The sequence below is a fragment of the Marinobacter salexigens genome, assembly GCF_002806945.1.
Classification (GTDB): domain Bacteria; phylum Pseudomonadota; class Gammaproteobacteria; order Pseudomonadales; family Oleiphilaceae; genus Marinobacter; species Marinobacter salexigens.
The window spans coordinates 39,069-55,332 of the sequence record NZ_NIHC01000007.1; the positions used below are offsets into that span (position 1 = coordinate 39,069).

The following is a 16,264-nucleotide window of genomic DNA, read 5'->3' on the forward strand; positions in this document are numbered from 1 at the left end:
TTCGGCAAGAGTGCGGTTTTATGTTGATTGATTTTTTTCTCGAAGTGCGGCGGGCCAAGGTGCCTGCCAGCCTGCGCGAATTCCTCGATCTGTTGGAGGCGCTGCAGCAGCGCCTCGCCTTTGCGGATATGGAGGAGTTTTATTACCTGGCGCGCCTGTGCCTGGTGAAAGACGAGCGCCACTTCGACAAGTTTGATCTGGCCTTCAAATCGTATTTTGAGGGCATTGAGCATTTGGATCAGATGCTGGAAGCGCTGATTCCGGATGATTGGTTGCGCGCTGAGTTCGAGAAAAACCTGACCGAGGAAGAAAAAGCCAAAATTGATTCCCTGGGCGGGCTTGAAGAGCTTATTGAAACCTTCAAAAAACGCATGGAGGAGCAGAAAGAACGCCATGCGGGTGGTAATAAATGGATTGGTACAGGAGGTACATCGCCTTTTGGTGCTGATGGTTACAACCCGGAAGGCTTCCGTATCGGTCAGAAAAAAGGCCGCCACGGCCGGGCCATCAAAGTTTGGGAAAAACGTGAGTTCAGGGATCTGGACGACAGCGTTACCCTGGGTATCCGCAATATAAAAGTAGCACTCAGGCGCTTGCGCAAGTTCGCACGCCAGGGGGCGGCCGATAAGCTGGATCTGGATGACACCATCCGGTCAACGGCCCGGAATGCAGGCTATCTGGACCTGAAAATGGTTCCGGAGCGCCACAATGCGGTCAAGGTGCTGATCTTTTTCGACGTGGGCGGCTCCATGGACCCCCACGTGAAGGTATGCGAAGAGTTGTTCTCCGCCGCACGCCTGGAGTTCAAGCACATGGAGTACTTCTACTTTCACAACTTCGTGTATGAAAGTGTTTGGACGAACAATGTCCGGCGCATGAATGAGACAACCAGTACCTGGGACATCCTTCATAAGTACTCGTCAGACTACAAAGTGATTTTCGTGGGTGACGCCACCATGGCACCCTATGAAATATCCCACCCGGGCGGCTCCATTGAACACTGGAACGAGGAAGCAGGGGCCACATGGTTTCAGCGTATCACCGAGCATTTTCGCAAGGTTGTCTGGATCAACCCGTTACCTGAAGGCTATTGGGGAACAGGCGGTTCTTTGGGGATGACCAAGCAGTTGGTAAGCAACCATATGTACCCGCTCACCGTGGACGGCCTGGAGTCGGCCATGAAGCACCTGAGCAAATAAAAAAGCCGATGCGGTTGAGACATCGGCAAAGCTCGGCATATCAAGCGGGGTGCGTTTAAGCTATCCCCGCGCTTTTCTTAAGAGCAAATATAAGGCCAGAAGAAAAAACCTGCCTATATACAAGTGGTTAGCGAATATCTGGTTTGCGGTATTTGCCCCTTTCCCGAAGTCGGGCTTCTGTTTGTCAAATAAGTCGACACTGTTCTCCATTCTTCACTGCTATTGAACCCAATGTTCAAGTTTTCGATTTGGTGATCTGTATACCGTTCTTCACAGTTACCAAGTGTTACTCTTCCGCTCAGCTTGTTACAGAGACGGTGGGAGCAATAGGCTTATGTTCGGCCTGCAAAAAAAACAAGGGTGCCGAAGCAGCCAGAAAAATGGATTTGTTACAGGGTTGGCCTCCAGCGTAGTCACTATGCTGCTGATAGGACAAAGCCCGGTTGTTGCTTCGGCCCTGGAAGCGGAGATTGCCACCCTGAAAGCAGAGGCCTCCGCCTATGCAGCTGACATGGCCAAGCTTGAGGAGAGGGTGCTTCAGCCGGTAGATACCCGCATGGCCCTGTTCCTTACCCTCGCAAACAGTGACGGGTTGGATCTGGATTCCGTAGAGCTGTTTGTTAACGGAAAACCAGCGGCTTCTCATCTTTACACTCCCCGCGAAAGCGGTTCCCTGCAGCAGGGTGGAATCCAGAAGCTGTTTACTGGCAATCTGGTCAATGGAACTCACGAGCTTAAAGCGGTGATTACGGCCCGAGCAGCGAATGACCGGTTTGTCCGTCGGGAAGCTTTCCACAGGTTCCAGAAAAAGCCTGGCAAGCTTCGCTTGAAGGTGGCTCTAGAAGCCAGGGCGCCGGACTATGAGCCCCGCGTTTCTTTTGTTGAGGGCCCACAGCTCGCGCCGTCGGCTCTCAAAACAGGCCTTGAGCAGTTTGCCGAGGCCAGCTTTGGGTGGATCCCGGAACTGCCGGACAACAGGTCGCCACAACCAAAATCAAAACAGCAGAAACGTTACGAAGAGGCCGAGCTTGCGCGGGCCGCTGGAGACTTGGAGGCCGCAGGCAAGGTTCTTGCAACTATGGATGAGGGTTATTGGTCTGCTGTGGGTTACCTCAACCTGTCTGCGGATTATGCCCGTAGAGATTTGAAACCATCGCGGGCTTTGGTTGCGCTGCGGGTGGCCTTGGCTATGGCGGACAAGGATGCGGACCCTCTGCGTCAATCCGCATTGCGCAGCCGCATTCTTTTGCGCGCCGGTTATCTTGCTTACACCAATTCAGAGTTTGAGAAGGCCATTGGCTTTCTTGAGAAAATACCCCTGGATAGCCACAAAATACCCCAGGCGCTTTATTTTCATGGCCTGGCTTTGGCAGAGCAGGGCAAGCACCGTGCTGCAATGCAAAGCTGGCACCGGGCGAAAAAGTATCCGCTTGCCTACCCCGGCGTTGCATATGCCTGGATAGGAATGGGCCGTGGCTACGACCTCTCGGGATACCTTGGGCAGGCGGGGGAGGCGTATTTGGCTGCCAATGCAGCCTATGAGGGTGAGAGGGTTACCTTGCGCACACTGGCCAGCCAAGTTGGGGAGCAGGGGGCCTACAAGGCGCTGGTGTTGAATGCCAGAAGCCAGATTGTCGGAACCGCTGCGTCTGGAGGCGCGGGTTCCGGAACAGCCCTTTACGGCAGCCGGAAAGTTGAATGGTTTCTGGCAGACAGCCGGACACTCACCCAGCCTCGCATGGCCTATTTACTAACCTTGATGGAGCGGCCAGCTGCACAAGTGGCTGTTGACAGGGTTGCAGGTTTGGCGCAGATGGCAGCGGAGTTTCAGCGCAATGCTGAGAATCTTGATGTGTTTACTATCGCCATCAAAGAGGAGCTACAAAGGCTTGGTGGCACCCAGGCAGGCCAGGTTGGAAATCTGCAACAACTGCTTGCCGACACCCAGGCACTGCGCAACCAATCTCTCAAGCATCTTGATACCGTTAAAGAACTGCGGGTTGGAGCAGAAGCTGAACTGGACCGGCTTGCGCTGGATTTTGTGGCAGCTCAAGACCAGAAAATGGTGTATGCCCTCGATAAAACCGAGCAGCAGATTGCACACCTCTATGAGTACCTGGCGTTGCAGGGATTGGAGCACGGGGATCAGGATTTATGAGGGCTTTCCGTTTGCTACTGCCGCTTTGTATGGTCTGTAGCCTGGCTAATGGGCAGGAGTCGTTTCGCGTTGAGTTGGGAAAAGATGGAGAAACCATTGCCGACATGCGCCCGGTATTTCTGAAGTTCGAAACCAGGCCGCTACCAGCGATTTCCCCCGCAGAAGTTGCCAGGCGCTATCAGAAGCTATTCAGCACAACGGATGAACCGTCTGTGCGAGTAGACGCCTTGAACCGCCTTACCAACATCCGTGATCGTTCCGGCCAGGACATAGGGTTTACATCCTCGCAAGAAGCAGAGGTGTATCAACAGGCCATCGAGAGCTATGAGTCTATTCTTGAGCGGGGCGCGTTCGGCGGTCGCCTGGACGAGCTTTTATATCAGATGGCCAAAGCCCATGCGCTTACCGGTCAAAACGATGCATCTGTAAAACGGCTGCAACAATTGGTGGGTCTTTATCCGAATTCACCGCTGGTGTCAGAGGCCAGGTTCCGAGTTGCAGAATCGGCGTTCTCTGCCGGTAACTACCTGGCGGCGGAGGCAGGCTATCGCAATCTTGTTGATGGAGATGGCAATGCCGGCGATCTGAAAAACAAGGCACGTTACATGCTGGGTTGGGCCTTGTTCAAACAAGGGCCGCAAGCTTGGGACCGCGCGGGCAAGACCTTTGTTGCAGTATTGGATGAATCCCTGCCGGATACAGAGAGCCTCTATGGGATTTCTGAATCCAACGTGGATAGTATTGATGACACTCTTCGTGTTCTGGCACTGATGGCTAGCAGGCGGAACGGGGCGGAAACCCTGATGGCTTGGTTGCAGCCAGACCCCTTGCGCGCCTGGACACCTCTGGCGTTTGACCGCCTTGCCGACCTATACGCAGTGCAGGGAAATACCGAAGCGAGTGTGGTGACCAACCGGGCATTTGCAACCTACTTCCCCGGGCATCCTCAGCGGGCGGGCTTTATGGCTCAGGTGATTGAGGTATGGCACCGCGCGAACAAGCCAGATAAAGCCAGAGAAGCCATGGCAGACTATGTGGCTCTGTTTGATGATCAAGCCGATTACGCTGCTCTTGACGAGGGCTACCGTAAAAAATGGCGAGAGTTCAGTCGCATTCTCGCGGATTTTGATTACTCAGAAGGCGCTTCCGGGGGCGAAAATGTTGTTCGTCATTATCGGGCAGCAGCGGCCTACTATGAATCTTTGGCTAGTCGCAGTCCGGCCGCAGGAGAGATCTACCGTCTCGCCGGTGATGCCTGGTTACAGGCGAAAGCCTACCCGGCTGCTCTTGAAAACTATCGGTTAGCCGCTTACGAAGTGCCAGGTTACGAACATACTGCCGATGCCGGATGGGCGGCCATTGCGCTGATCAGATCAGGTGTTAGTGGTGAGCTGGCGCCTTCAGATTATCAACCAGGCCTTGACGAACTGGCTGCCGAGACTGACCGTTTTACGGTGCAGCACAGCGCTGACGCCCGAGTGCCAGAGTTGCTGGCCTATGTGGCCGCCCGCTGGCTTGATGCAGGTAATCATGAGCAGGCTTTGAACTACGCTGTGCAGGCCGTTACCCACCAACAGGCCGGGCCCGAAATACGCTACGCTGGGTGGTTGGCCACAGCCCAGGTGCGTCAAAAACTGTCGGAATATGGACTCGCCGAAAGAGCCTGGCGTGAGGCGCTGGCACTGGCTGCCAGTGAATCCGCAACGCTTGCCATGGAACAGGAGATGCCAGGCCTGCAACAGCAGCTTGCCATCGCCATCTATCGCCAGGGCGAGCAGGCAGCCGGAGCAGGTAAGTCTGCGATAGCTGTAGCCCATTTTCAGCGTATAGAGACAGTATTACCTGGCTCGGAAACGGCGATAAAGGGGCGCTTTGATGCAGCGAATACTTTACTCTGGGCGTCACAATGGCAGCCGGCAATTAACGAGTTAAACCGCTTTCGGACAGACTACGGAAGCCACGCACTGGCTGCGGATATCAGCGAAAAACTTGTCTATGCCTACACCTCCTCGGGCCAGCCAGTGCGCGCAGCAGGAGAGCTGATGGATATGGCAGATGCGCTCGGAACCAAACTAGCCACAGATAGTGAAAATGCCATGGGCTACCGGTTGCGGGCTGCTGAACTCTTCCATGCTGCGGGGGTAACAGATCAGCGTAATGCCATTTATAAGCGCTACCTCGCCGCAGGCCCGGTAGCCACGACGGCTGATGATCATATCCGCATGCAGACCATGCGCCAGCGATTAACAGAAACGGATAATCGCCAGGCGCAGTGGCGTGCCGACATGGTGTCGGCGGAGCTCGGCAGTCGTTGGCACTCAGAACAAACCTTGCAGTGGGCGGCAAGGGCAGCGCTCGATTTAGGTATCGGAGCAGCGACTGAATTTGCTGACATCAAGCTTGATGTTCCCCTTGAGAAATCACTGGCCCGAAAGCAACTGGCCATGGAAAAAGCCCAGATCAGTTTCCGCAATGCCGAATCCCTGGGTGGCGCTGTGGTGCTACCCGAATCTCTCTATCACCGCGCTGAGCTTCAACGGATTATGGCAAACGACCTTATGGCTTCCACTGCGCCAGACGAGCTGAATGAGCTGGAGCAGATGCAATACTCCATGCTGCTGGAAGAAGAAGCCTATCCGTTTGAAGAACGTGCGATCGCCCTGCACTCGAAAAACCATCAAAGCATTGCGACTAGCGGCTTTAATATCTGGGTAGAAAAAAGTATGGGTGTTCTGGCACAACTGCACCCCGGGCGTTATAAGCGGCCTTTGCGTTGGATGAGTGTTGCAGTTGAGGGAGGTAATGACGGTGCCTGAACAGAGCAACTCCCAGAGCTGGCTTGGTGCCCGCTGCATTTTGTTATTCGCTGCAGCATTGCTTGCCGGCTGCGCAACCAAACCCATGGCACCTGCCAAACAGCCATCAGTACTTGATCCGCAGCAGGCTCAAATACATGTGCAAGAGGGTTCCAATGCCTATGAGCGGGGTGATGTTTCCGGGGCAATCGAGGCTTGGACTTTGGCGGTTGATCTCAACCCGGCGGATGCTGTAACGGTCAACAACCTTGCCCTGCTTCTCAAGCAAAAGAATCGCTTTAACGAAGCAGCGCAATTGCTGGAAAGCGGGCTTGAGCATGCAGCGGATGTTGCAGACCTGCATTACAACCTGGCGGTTATTTCCGAACTCTATTTGCTGGAGCTGGATAGGGCACTTACACACTACCAGCGCTATCAAGCGCTTTCAGAAAGCGAGGACAAAAAGGTAGCGGGATGGATTGCGGATCTTGAAAGGAGGCTGGATTAAATGAAGAGCAAGGTTCCCCGGTTGGCTAGCCGAATTGTCCGGTTTGGCATGTTGAGCATATTTGCATTTATTTCACCCGTTTTATGGGCGGCTTCAGCCTCTGACAGTGCAGAGCAGGCAGAGAATGCCGGAAGTAATACATTGGCGCGCCTGAGTATAGAAGGTATTTCTGCCAATGTTGGTGAAGATGAGCCACGGGTACTCACTATTTTGCCATGGCGGGCGCCTACCTTGCCGCGCAGGCCTCGGGCGGAGCTGGAAAGCAGTGCACCGGAATTGCTAGAGCCACTGGATCCTCTTGTGCTCGAGCGGCATCGTTCCTTCCGGCAAAGCCTCGGTGTTGCCAGCCAGGGCGGACAACCAGGGGCGCGGCGATGACAGCTATGAACGCTATGCCTGCCAGCAGCAGCTTTGGTCTGCAGGGTGATTTAGCCAATGCCGCTTTGTCTTCATTGTCGTGGAGTCCGGAAGAAGGGGAGGGCCGGCGTTTAACTATTATCACTGTGGTGGCCCTGCTGCTGTTTGTGCCCCTTGCACTGGTAATCCCCGCAATGGAGGTTCCGGAGCCTTCCCGGGAAAAGGCTGAAACCGTTCCTCCCCAGCTTGCAAAGCTTCTGGTGGCCCCGAAAGTTATCGAAAAACCCGATCCGATGCCCCTTGAAGACATTGTGCCGCCAGAACCCAAGCCAGAACCCAAGCTAGAACCGGTGCCTGTAAAACCGGAGCCAATCCCTGCGCCAGCAGTTGTAAAACCGGTTGTTCAGCCCGTGCCTGTCCCGCAGCCGACAAAAGCCGTCAACCAAAGTGTGGAGCAAGCGCGTGAGAAGGCGTCTCGATCAGGCCTCTTGGGCATGAGAGATCGTCTGGCTTCCATGCGCCAAGAAGAACCCCAGGCCGCACCGGTTATACAGGCGAATACGGGTAATGTAGCTGTCACCAGAAGTGGTACTGATGTCGACGCGCAGCCGGGCGAAGGTGCACTGAAAAACAGCGGCGGCGTGAAAGATGTGCAAGCCCCACAGGTTGAAGTAGCGGTCGCCGGTCACGATGTAAGGAAGCTGGAGGCCACGCCGCAGCCGGCACCAGCCGTGGCTCACGCCCCGGCACCTAAGCAGAAGGCCTCAGCTGGTGAGCGGGCAATGAGTAACATTCGCCAAGTGTTTGATTCGGGCAAAACCGCGCTTTATTCACTCTACCAAAGAGAGTTAAGGCAGGATCCTGCCTTGGCTGGAAAGGTTCTGTTGGAGTTGGTGATAGAGCCAGACGGCTCAGTGTCTGCATGCAAGGTGGTGAGCTCCGAGCTTGCGAACCCAATGCTGGAACAGAAAATTGCAATGCGGGTGCGCCTGTTCAATTTTGGAGCGGATAATGTTGAAGCCCGGAAGGTGAGGTTTCCCATAGATTTTCTTCCGGGCTAAGTCAGCTTTGCCGGGTGTCAATCGTAGCCTTCTATGTTGATATTCGGCAGCGCCGGTTTGTAAAGGTTGACTGTTTCTGTGGGCGCAATCACCTTGGCTTCTCCAGTTACCACCTTCTGGTTGTTCTGGTTAATCACATCACACTGGAACACCACCCGGTTTTTTGGCTCTTTTCTCAAAACTGTAAGGTTTACAGTGAGGGTATCCTCAAGCTTTACCGGGCGCTTGAATGAAAGAGTCTGGTCCAGGTAAATGGTGCCAGGGCCGGGCATAACTGTTGCCAAGGCTGCTGAAATCAACGATCCACTCCACATACCATGGGCGATTCGTTCCCCGAACATGGAATTTGCGGCAAACTCCGGGTCCAGATGAACCGGGTTGCAGTCCCCGGATACAGCCGCAAACAGCACCAGTTCCTTTTCAGTCAGGGTCCGTGCAAATGTTGCCGTGTCTCCCTCGTTTAGTTCTTCATAAGTTACATTCTCAAGCGTATCAAAGCTGTCGTTCATTCTGTGCTCCATGCTCAGGGTGTGTGGGTGCTAGCATTTCTTGTTATTTTCCGAAACTACCTCATTGGTAGCAAAACTGCTATTCTCTCCCCAAATTTTTGAGGCTGATACTTTTGTCGAGTTGATTAATATTTCACTCGATATCTGCGAATCATTATAAAAGAAGCGCCAGACAGGAGAAGGTGATGGATTTTGAGAAGTTCTATCAGGACAAATACCCTGCAAGTGTTCCCCGCGAGGTGGACCTGAATAAATACACCAGCATGGTGGACGTGTTTGAGCAGGCGGTTAAGAGATTCGCGGATCGTCCTGCCTTCACTGCTGTTGGAAAGACTCTCACCTATCGTGACCTGGATACCCAAACACGCAACTTTGCCGCCTGGCTGCAAAACAAAACCGATCTGAAGCCCGGCGATCGTATTGCCGTGCAAATGCCTAACCTGACTCAGTATCCGGTTGTGGTGTTCGGCGCCATGCGTGCCGGCCTGATTGTCGTTAATACCAACCCGCTGTACACCACCCGCGAGATGGAACATCAGTTCAACGATTCTGGTGCCAAAGCATTAGTTGTGCTTGCCAATATGGCGGAAAACGCCGAAAAAGTGTTGCCTCACACCGGCATTGAGCACGTAATTGTGACTGAAATTGCTGACATGCATTCGCCTTTAAAGCGCACGCTGATGAATGCAGCAGTCAAGCACATCAAGAAGATGGTGCCACCGTTCAATATTCCCCAGGCGCACAAACTGCCAGCTGTTCTCAGTGCTGGTGCCCGGGAGAAGTTTACTCCGGTTCAAGCCAAGCAAGATGACATTGCTGTGCTTCAGTACACTGGTGGTACAACGGGTGTAGCCAAGGGTGCCATGCTCACCCACAGCAACCTGGTGGCAAACCTGCTGCAGGTTCGCCCAATGTTGGAAAACACCGTAGTAGAGGGACAAGAGACGATCATTGCGCCTCTGCCTCTGTACCACATCTACTCCTTCACGCTGAACTGCGGCATTATGCTTGAGGCCGGTGGCCACAACATTCTGATCCCGAACCCGCGCGATATTCCGGGCTTTGTGAAAGAACTCAAAAACCACAAGTTCACCGCCTTCCTGGGTCTCAACACATTGTTCGTTGCTCTGTGCAATAACGAGGAATTCCAGGATCTGGATTTCAGCAGCCTCAAGCTCACGTCTTCTGGCGGCATGGCACTGACCAGCGACACGGCAAAAATGTGGGAGCGCGTAACAGGTTGCCCAATCTCTGAAGGTTACGGCATGACCGAAACCTCGCCAGTTGTCACCTTCAACCCGCGCAGTGCCATTCAGCTGGGCACCATCGGCCTGCCTGTGCCGTCCACTATGGTTAAAACCATTGATGAAGACGGCAATAAAACCAATCTGGGTGAAGCAGGTGAGCTTTGCGTCAAAGGCCCGCAGGTAATGCGCGGTTACTGGCAGCGCCCGGAGGATACCCGGAAATCTTTCACTGAAGACGGCTATATCCAGACCGGAGACATTGCCGTGATTCAGGAAGACGGCTACATCCGTATTGTGGACCGTAAGAAAGATATGATTATTGTCTCCGGGTTTAACGTGTACCCGAACGAAATTGAAGATGTGGTAAGCAGCCATCCAAAAGTGGTTGAGTGTGCAGCGGTCGGTGTTCCCGATGCCAAGAGCGGAGAGGCGGTGAAGGTTTACCTGGTTGCTTCAGCGGAGGGCGTCACTGAAAACGAACTGAAAGAGTTCTGTCGTGAGCGTTTAACGGCCTACAAAGTGCCTCGCTTCTTTGAATTCCGCACTGAGTTGCCAAAAACCAACGTGGGCAAGATCCTGCGCCGTGAGCTGCGCGACGAACCGGGTAACAAGCAATAACGGTGACTTCGCAAGCTGATATCCGGGCGGCCCTGCACAAACCGATCAGTTTTCCGGCAGGGTTGCCGGTTTCTGATCGCGTGGATGACATCCGCCAAGCGATTGAAAACCACCAGGTTATCATCGTTGCAGGCGAAACCGGCTCCGGAAAAACCACCCAGATCCCCAAGATCTGTATGAGCATGGGCCGCGGCATTCGCGGCCTCATTGGTCATACCCAGCCAAGGCGTATTGCCGCTCGCAGTGTCGCAGCTCGTATTGCCGATGAGCTGGGCGAGCAGGTGGGCCATCAGATTGGCTATCAGGTGCGCTTTACCGACAACACTTCTGAGCAAACCCGTGTCAAAGTCATGACCGACGGGATTCTGCTGGCGGAGGTGCAACACGATCGTTTTCTCAAGCGTTACGATACCCTGATTATTGATGAGGCCCACGAGCGCAGCCTGAACATCGATTTTTTGCTGGGCTATCTCAAGCAACTTCTCCCCAAACGCCCTGATCTCAAGGTCATCATCACCTCGGCGACCATTGAAGTTGAACGATTCAGCGAGTTTTTCCACAGCGCGCCCGTGCTGGAAGTCAGTGGCCGAACCTTTCCCGTGGACATCCGCTATCGCCCCTTGACCGGAGATGAAGACGATCGCGACCAGGGCTGGAACGACGGTGTTCTGGCGGTGATGGATGAAATTGAGCAGCATGAGCGCAGTGCAAAACTGCCACCGGGGGACGTGCTGATATTCCTGCCAGGGGAGCGGGAGATTCGCAACCTGAGCAAAATGCTGCGACATGCAGAACTAAGGCACACAGAAGTGCTGCCCCTGTATTCCCGGTTAAGCAACCGGGAACAGAACCGGGTATTCCAAAGCCATCGTGGCCGGCGAATCGTGCTCTCTACCAACGTGGCTGAAACTTCGCTGACGGTGCCAGGCATTCGCTACGTTATAGATACGGGCGTGGCACGGCTTAGCCGATACAGTGTCCGCTCAAAAATTCAACGCCTGCCCATTGAGCCTGTGTCCCAGGCCAGTGCCAACCAGCGGGCAGGGCGCTGTGGCCGGGTGGCGCCGGGTATTTGTTTTCGCCTGTACGACGAGGCCGACTTCCTTAATCGGCCGGAATACACAGATCCCGAAATCCTGCGCACCAATCTGGCGGCCGTTATTTTGCAAATGGCTACTTCAGGGCTCGGTGAAATTCGCCACTTCCCGTTTATAGAGGCGCCCGATAAGCGCCTGATTAACGATGGCTATAAACTGCTGGAAGAACTCAGCGCGGTGGACGGCAAGCGCAGGGTTACAAAGCTCGGTCGTACCATGTCGAAGCTGCCGCTGGACCCCCGCCTTGCGCGGATGCTGGTAACAGCTGCAGACCACAGAAGTCTGGCAGAGACCCTGGTTATTATTGCGGGGATAACCGTTCAGGACCCCAGAGAGCGCCCCCAGGACAAACAGCAAGCCGCAGATCAGGCCCACGCTCCGTTCAATGACAAGGAATCCGATTTTGTCACCCTGCTCAACATCTGGAATTTTTACGAAGAGCAGCGCCAGGAACTGTCTCAGAACCAACTGAAAAAGTTGTGCCAGAAGAACTTCCTGAGCTGGATGCGCATGCGTGAGTGGCGCGACATTCACCGCCAGCTTACCTTGATTTGCCGTGAGCAGAAGCTGTCTTTTAACAAAGAGCCTGCATCCTACGCGGCTCTACACAAGGCCATTCTGGCAGGGCTACTAGGGCAAGTAGCCACAAAGGTAGAGAAAAAAGAATACCTTGCCACTCGTAATCGCAAAGTGATGATTTTTCCCGGATCGAAAGTGTCCAAAACCGGGCCCAAATGGATTGTGGCCACAGAAATTGTGGAAACCAGCCGGGTGTTTGCCCGTATGGTGGCGGCCATTCAGCCAGAATGGATAGAGCCTTTGGCCGGGCACGTGGTGAAGCGACATTATTTTGAGCCACACTGGCAGCAGAAACGAGCCCAGGTAATGGGGTTTGAGAAGATTACCCTTTACGGCTTGGATGTGGTGCCAAAACGGCCCATTGCCTTCAGCAAAATAGACCCGGTTGAGTGCCGCAACCTGTTTATACGCCATGCCCTGGTGGAAGGTGATTACCGGTCGAAAGCGCCGTTTATCAGTCGCAATCGCGACATGCTGGTAAGCGTTGAAGCTTTGGAGAACAAAACCAGACGCCGGGATCTGTTGGTTGACGACGAGGTGTTAGTCAGTTTTTACGATGAGCGCTTGCCTGCGGGCATTGTCAGCGGTCGCCATTTTGAGAACTGGTGGAAGAGTCTTGGCGCAGAAGAGCTTCGCAATATGGAACTGACTGAAGCCGACGTGCTTCAACGGCCGGTTGATGCTCAAGCTGCCGATTTGTACCCGGATTTTCTGGAGTGGGAAGGGGTTCGTTACCCGCTCAGTTATGAATTTGAACCCACTAGCGAGCGTGACGGCGTTACGCTTCAGGTGCCTCTCATGGCGCTTCGCCAGATTCCGTCCCGGCGACTGGAATGGCTTGTGCCAGGGCTGCTTCGGGAAAAATGCATAGCTCTGGTGAAGGGCCTGCCAAAAGCGCTGCGACGCAATTTCGTTCCGGTGCCGGATTTTGTCGATGCCGCCGTTGCCAATCTGCAGCCATCCAACGAGCCTTTGGCGCTTCAGCTGGGTGAGCAGTTGCGCCGAATGACCGGAGTGCGCATTGACCCTGAAGCCTGGCCAAGGGATGAGCTGCCGCGCCATCTGCGAATGAATCTCAGGGTTTTAGGGGATGGCGGCAAAGTCATAGCGGAAAGCCGTGAGGCCGCCGAGTTACAGGATCAACTCGAAGGGCGGGCGGAAGCCGCACTTGCGTCTGCAACCAGGGAAAGCGAAGACCAGGAGCCGGCGGGAGAGTACACCGATTGGGAATTTGGCGAGCTTCCGAAGCAGGTTCAAACCGAAAAGGGCGGCATGCAGATTACGGTTTTCCCGGCACTTGAGGATTTAGGGAAATCTGTCAAGGAGATTCGCTGCCTGGATCGCCTGACTGCGGAAGACACAACCCGGAAGGGTGTCGCACGGCTTATCCTGAACCGCTTTGGTAGTACGTTGGATGATCTGGAGCGCAAGCTCCCCCGTTTCAAACAGTCAGCCTTGATGTTTGCGCCTATTGGTCAGGCAAAGGTTCTTCTGGATGATTTGCTGCTGTCTAGTGCCATGGAGCACTTTTTGCACGATCAGTTACCGGATAGTCGAGACGCATTTGATGCGCTGATGGATCAGCGCCGAGGGGATTTCATACCTGCCCTTGAGGAGGCTGACGAAAGGCTTTACCAAGCCATGACCGGCTACCAGAAAATTGCCAGGCGTTTAAAAGGCAAGATCAATCTGGCCCTTGCAAACAGTATGGCCGACTTGAAGTTTCAGATGCAAAACCTTGTTTATCCGGGATTTCTTGTTGAAACTCCGCCGCAATGGCTGGCGGAGTTTGGTCGTTATTTCGAGGCTGCGCTGGTCAGGCTGGAAAAAATGCCAAGGGAAATGGGCCGCGAGCGGGAGTTTTTGCATACCATCGAGCCCCTATGGGCCCGCTACGCCAGCAAGCGGGATGAACAGAAAAAGCAGGGGGTTCGAGACCCGGAATTGGTGCTGTACCGGTGGATGCTGGAAGAGTTCCGGGTATCATTTTTTGCTCAGCAATTGGGCACGGCCATGACGGTGTCCGCCAAGCGCCTTGATAAACAGTGGCAGCTAACCCGTGTGTAGGCACAGATTTCACTACCTTTTGTAGGTGGCTCTACGGGGCGCGCAAATTCTGCGGACTGTGTTAGTATTTCTGCAAGAAACACTGTTCTTGTCTTTTAACTTTCATCTTCATGACGTGGGGTTAGCGTGATTAAAGCCGTCATTTCCGGAACCGGCCTGTACACACCGCCGGCAACCATTGATAACGATGAACTGGTTGAAGCTTTTAACCAGTATGTCGAAATGTATAACACGGAGCACGCTGACGCGATTGAGCGTGGTGACACCGAGGCCTTGCAGCCGTCTTCTTCGGCCTTTATAGAAAAAGCTTCGGGTATCAAGCGCCGGCACGTAATAGACAAATCAGGCATTCTTGATCCGAAACGCATGGCGCCGTACATTCCTGAGCGCAGCAATGATGAGCAGTCTGTGCAGTGTGATATGGCTGTTGTGGCCTGCAACGAAGCACTCGCCCAAGCTGGCAAGAAAGCCAGTGATGTAGATGCAGTTATCGTGGCTTGCTCCAACATGCAGCGTGCCTACCCGGCGGTTTCGATTGAAGTTCAGGCTGCACTGGGTATTGATGGTTTTGCCTACGACATGAACGTTGCCTGCAGCTCTGCAACCTTTGGCTTGCAGGCGGCTGTTAACTCCGTCGAGAACGGAGCTGCCCGGGCAGTACTGGTGGTAAGCCCGGAGATCTGTTCTGGCCATCTGAATTTCCGTGAGCGCGACAGCCATTTTATTTTTGGTGATGCCTGCACCGCTATTCTGGTGGAGCGAGAGGAAGATACGCAAGCAGGGCAAGGGTTTGAGATTCTTGGTACCCGTTTGAAAACCACCTTTTCAAATAATATCCGGAACAATTTTGGCTTTTTGAACAGGGCAGATGAGTCCGGAATTGGCAAGCCCGATAAACTGTTTATCCAGCAGGGTCGTAAAGTATTCAAGGAAGTGTCGCCGCTGGTGGCCGAAACCATTCAGAATCATCTTCAGAGCCTTTCGCTTTCGCCAGATGACCTGCGCAGAATGTGGTTGCACCAGGCCAACCTGAACATGAACCAGCTAATCGCACGCAGGGTACTTGGCCGGGACGCAACCGAAGACGAAGCTCCGGTGATTCTTGATGAGTACGCGAACACCAGCTCCGCCGGTTCCATTATTGCGTTCCATAAGCACAAAGACGACCTGAAAACTGGCGATGCGGGTGTTATCTGCTCCTTCGGTGCGGGTTATTCCATTGGCAGTGTTGTAGTGCGCCGACGCTGATAGCCTTTCAACCCAAGAGTTGAGCATGAGAAAATTTTTACCCCGGGGCTGGCTTGAAGCCGTGTCCCTAGTGGCCGTGTTTGCGTTGGTATTGTCAGCAGACCCCGTTAAGGCTCAAAGTGCAGTAGAGCCTGTTCCTGAGAGCGCTCCTGAGGTTAATCCGCAGGATCCATATGAAAACTGGAACCGCAAGGTCTACAGGTTTAACGACACGGTCGATCGCTGGGCGTTGCGGCCAGTGGCGAAAGCCTATCGTACATTCATGCCGGATTTTGCTGACCGTGCAATCACAAACTTTTTTAACAACCTCACAGAAGTCCGAAACTTCACCAACAGTATTTTGCAGCTGAAGGGCGAGTCTGCCATCGTTGCTGCTGGCCGGTTTACCTACAACACAGTGTTTGGCCTGGGTGGTTTGATTGATGTTGCAACGGCGTTTGATTTGCCGGAAAGGCCGGAAGATTTTGGCCAGACACTCGGTTACTGGGGCGCGGGCTCTGGCCCTTACCTGATGTTGCCATTTCTCGGCCCGTCCAGCCCAAGGCACCTGAGCGGTCTTGGCACGGATGGTTTCTTGCTGCCTTCCTTGTGGGACAATGTTGACAGCCCCGACAACTACTACGCCCGGGGAGTTCAGATTGTTGATAAGCGTGCGGATCTGATACCGGCAGAGGGCTTTATTTCGGGCGATGTGTATGTATTCGTTCGCAATGCCTTCTTGCAGCGCAGAGAGTTTCTCATTAATGATGGCATGGTGACCCGGGATCCCTTTGCCAGTGATGACGATGAAGACCTGATGCTGGATGATTTCTGATGCGTGC

The 16,264-nt window shown here is 54.0% G+C and carries 11 protein-coding genes; 10 read left to right on the top strand and 1 reads right to left on the bottom strand.

What is annotated here, in order from left to right:
• Positions 1 to 20 precede the first annotated feature (20 nt).
• The 6 genes from CDH47_RS13975 (at position 21) to CDH47_RS14000 (ending at position 8,078) form a co-directional block, all read left to right on the top strand.
• Positions 21 to 1,199: a vWA domain-containing protein gene (locus tag CDH47_RS13975; protein ID WP_100640524.1), complete on the top strand. Its 1,179-nt coding sequence runs from the start codon at positions 21 to 23 to the stop codon at positions 1,197 to 1,199.
• Positions 1,200 to 1,533: 334 nt separating this feature from the next.
• Positions 1,534 to 3,357: a tetratricopeptide repeat protein gene (locus CDH47_RS17715; RefSeq protein WP_239985800.1), complete on the top strand. Its 1,824-nt coding sequence runs from the start codon at positions 1,534 to 1,536 to the stop codon at positions 3,355 to 3,357.
• Positions 3,354 to 6,173: a tetratricopeptide repeat protein gene (locus tag CDH47_RS13985; RefSeq protein ID WP_100640525.1), complete on the top strand. Its 2,820-nt coding sequence runs from the start codon at positions 3,354 to 3,356 to the stop codon at positions 6,171 to 6,173. The genes CDH47_RS17715 and CDH47_RS13985 overlap by 4 nt, the downstream gene beginning before the upstream one ends.
• Entirely contained in the window at positions 6,160 to 6,660 is a 501-nt protein-coding gene (locus CDH47_RS13990; RefSeq protein ID WP_100640526.1) for a hypothetical protein, read from the top strand. Before CDH47_RS13985 ends, CDH47_RS13990 begins: the two co-directional genes overlap by 14 nt.
• On the top strand, positions 6,661 to 7,038 hold the full coding sequence (locus tag CDH47_RS13995; protein ID WP_100640527.1) for a hypothetical protein: 378 nt from the start codon (positions 6,661 to 6,663) through the stop codon (positions 7,036 to 7,038). It abuts the gene before it with no gap.
• Positions 7,035 to 8,078, top strand: a complete 1,044-nt coding sequence (locus CDH47_RS14000) for an AgmX/PglI C-terminal domain-containing protein (protein ID WP_239985801.1) — start codon at positions 7,035 to 7,037, stop codon at positions 8,076 to 8,078. The genes CDH47_RS13995 and CDH47_RS14000 overlap by 4 nt, the downstream gene beginning before the upstream one ends.
• Before the next feature lie 17 nt (positions 8,079 to 8,095).
• Here the strand turns inward: CDH47_RS14000 and CDH47_RS14005 are convergent, their stop codons facing one another.
• On the bottom strand, positions 8,096 to 8,587 hold the full coding sequence (locus CDH47_RS14005; protein WP_100640528.1) for a MaoC/PaaZ C-terminal domain-containing protein: 492 nt from the start codon (positions 8,585 to 8,587) through the stop codon (positions 8,096 to 8,098).
• 185 nt (positions 8,588 to 8,772) lie between these two features.
• Between CDH47_RS14005 and CDH47_RS14010 the strand changes: the two genes are divergently transcribed.
• From CDH47_RS14010 to CDH47_RS14025, 4 genes are all read left to right on the top strand, one after another.
• On the top strand, positions 8,773 to 10,452 hold the full coding sequence (locus tag CDH47_RS14010) for an AMP-binding protein (protein WP_100640529.1): 1,680 nt from the start codon (positions 8,773 to 8,775) through the stop codon (positions 10,450 to 10,452).
• Positions 10,453 to 10,454: 2 nt separating this feature from the next.
• Positions 10,455 to 14,195, top strand: coding sequence for an ATP-dependent RNA helicase HrpA (gene hrpA / locus CDH47_RS14015; protein WP_239985802.1), 3,741 nt, complete (start codon positions 10,455 to 10,457; stop codon positions 14,193 to 14,195).
• Positions 14,196 to 14,321: 126 nt separating this feature from the next.
• Complete coding sequence (locus tag CDH47_RS14020) at positions 14,322 to 15,443, top strand: beta-ketoacyl-ACP synthase III (RefSeq protein WP_100640531.1); 1,122 nt, start codon at positions 14,322 to 14,324, stop codon at positions 15,441 to 15,443.
• A 25-nt stretch (positions 15,444 to 15,468) separates the two neighbouring features.
• On the top strand, positions 15,469 to 16,257 hold the full coding sequence (locus tag CDH47_RS14025) for an MlaA family lipoprotein (RefSeq protein ID WP_100640532.1): 789 nt from the start codon (positions 15,469 to 15,471) through the stop codon (positions 16,255 to 16,257).
• Positions 16,258 to 16,264 lie beyond the last annotated feature (7 nt).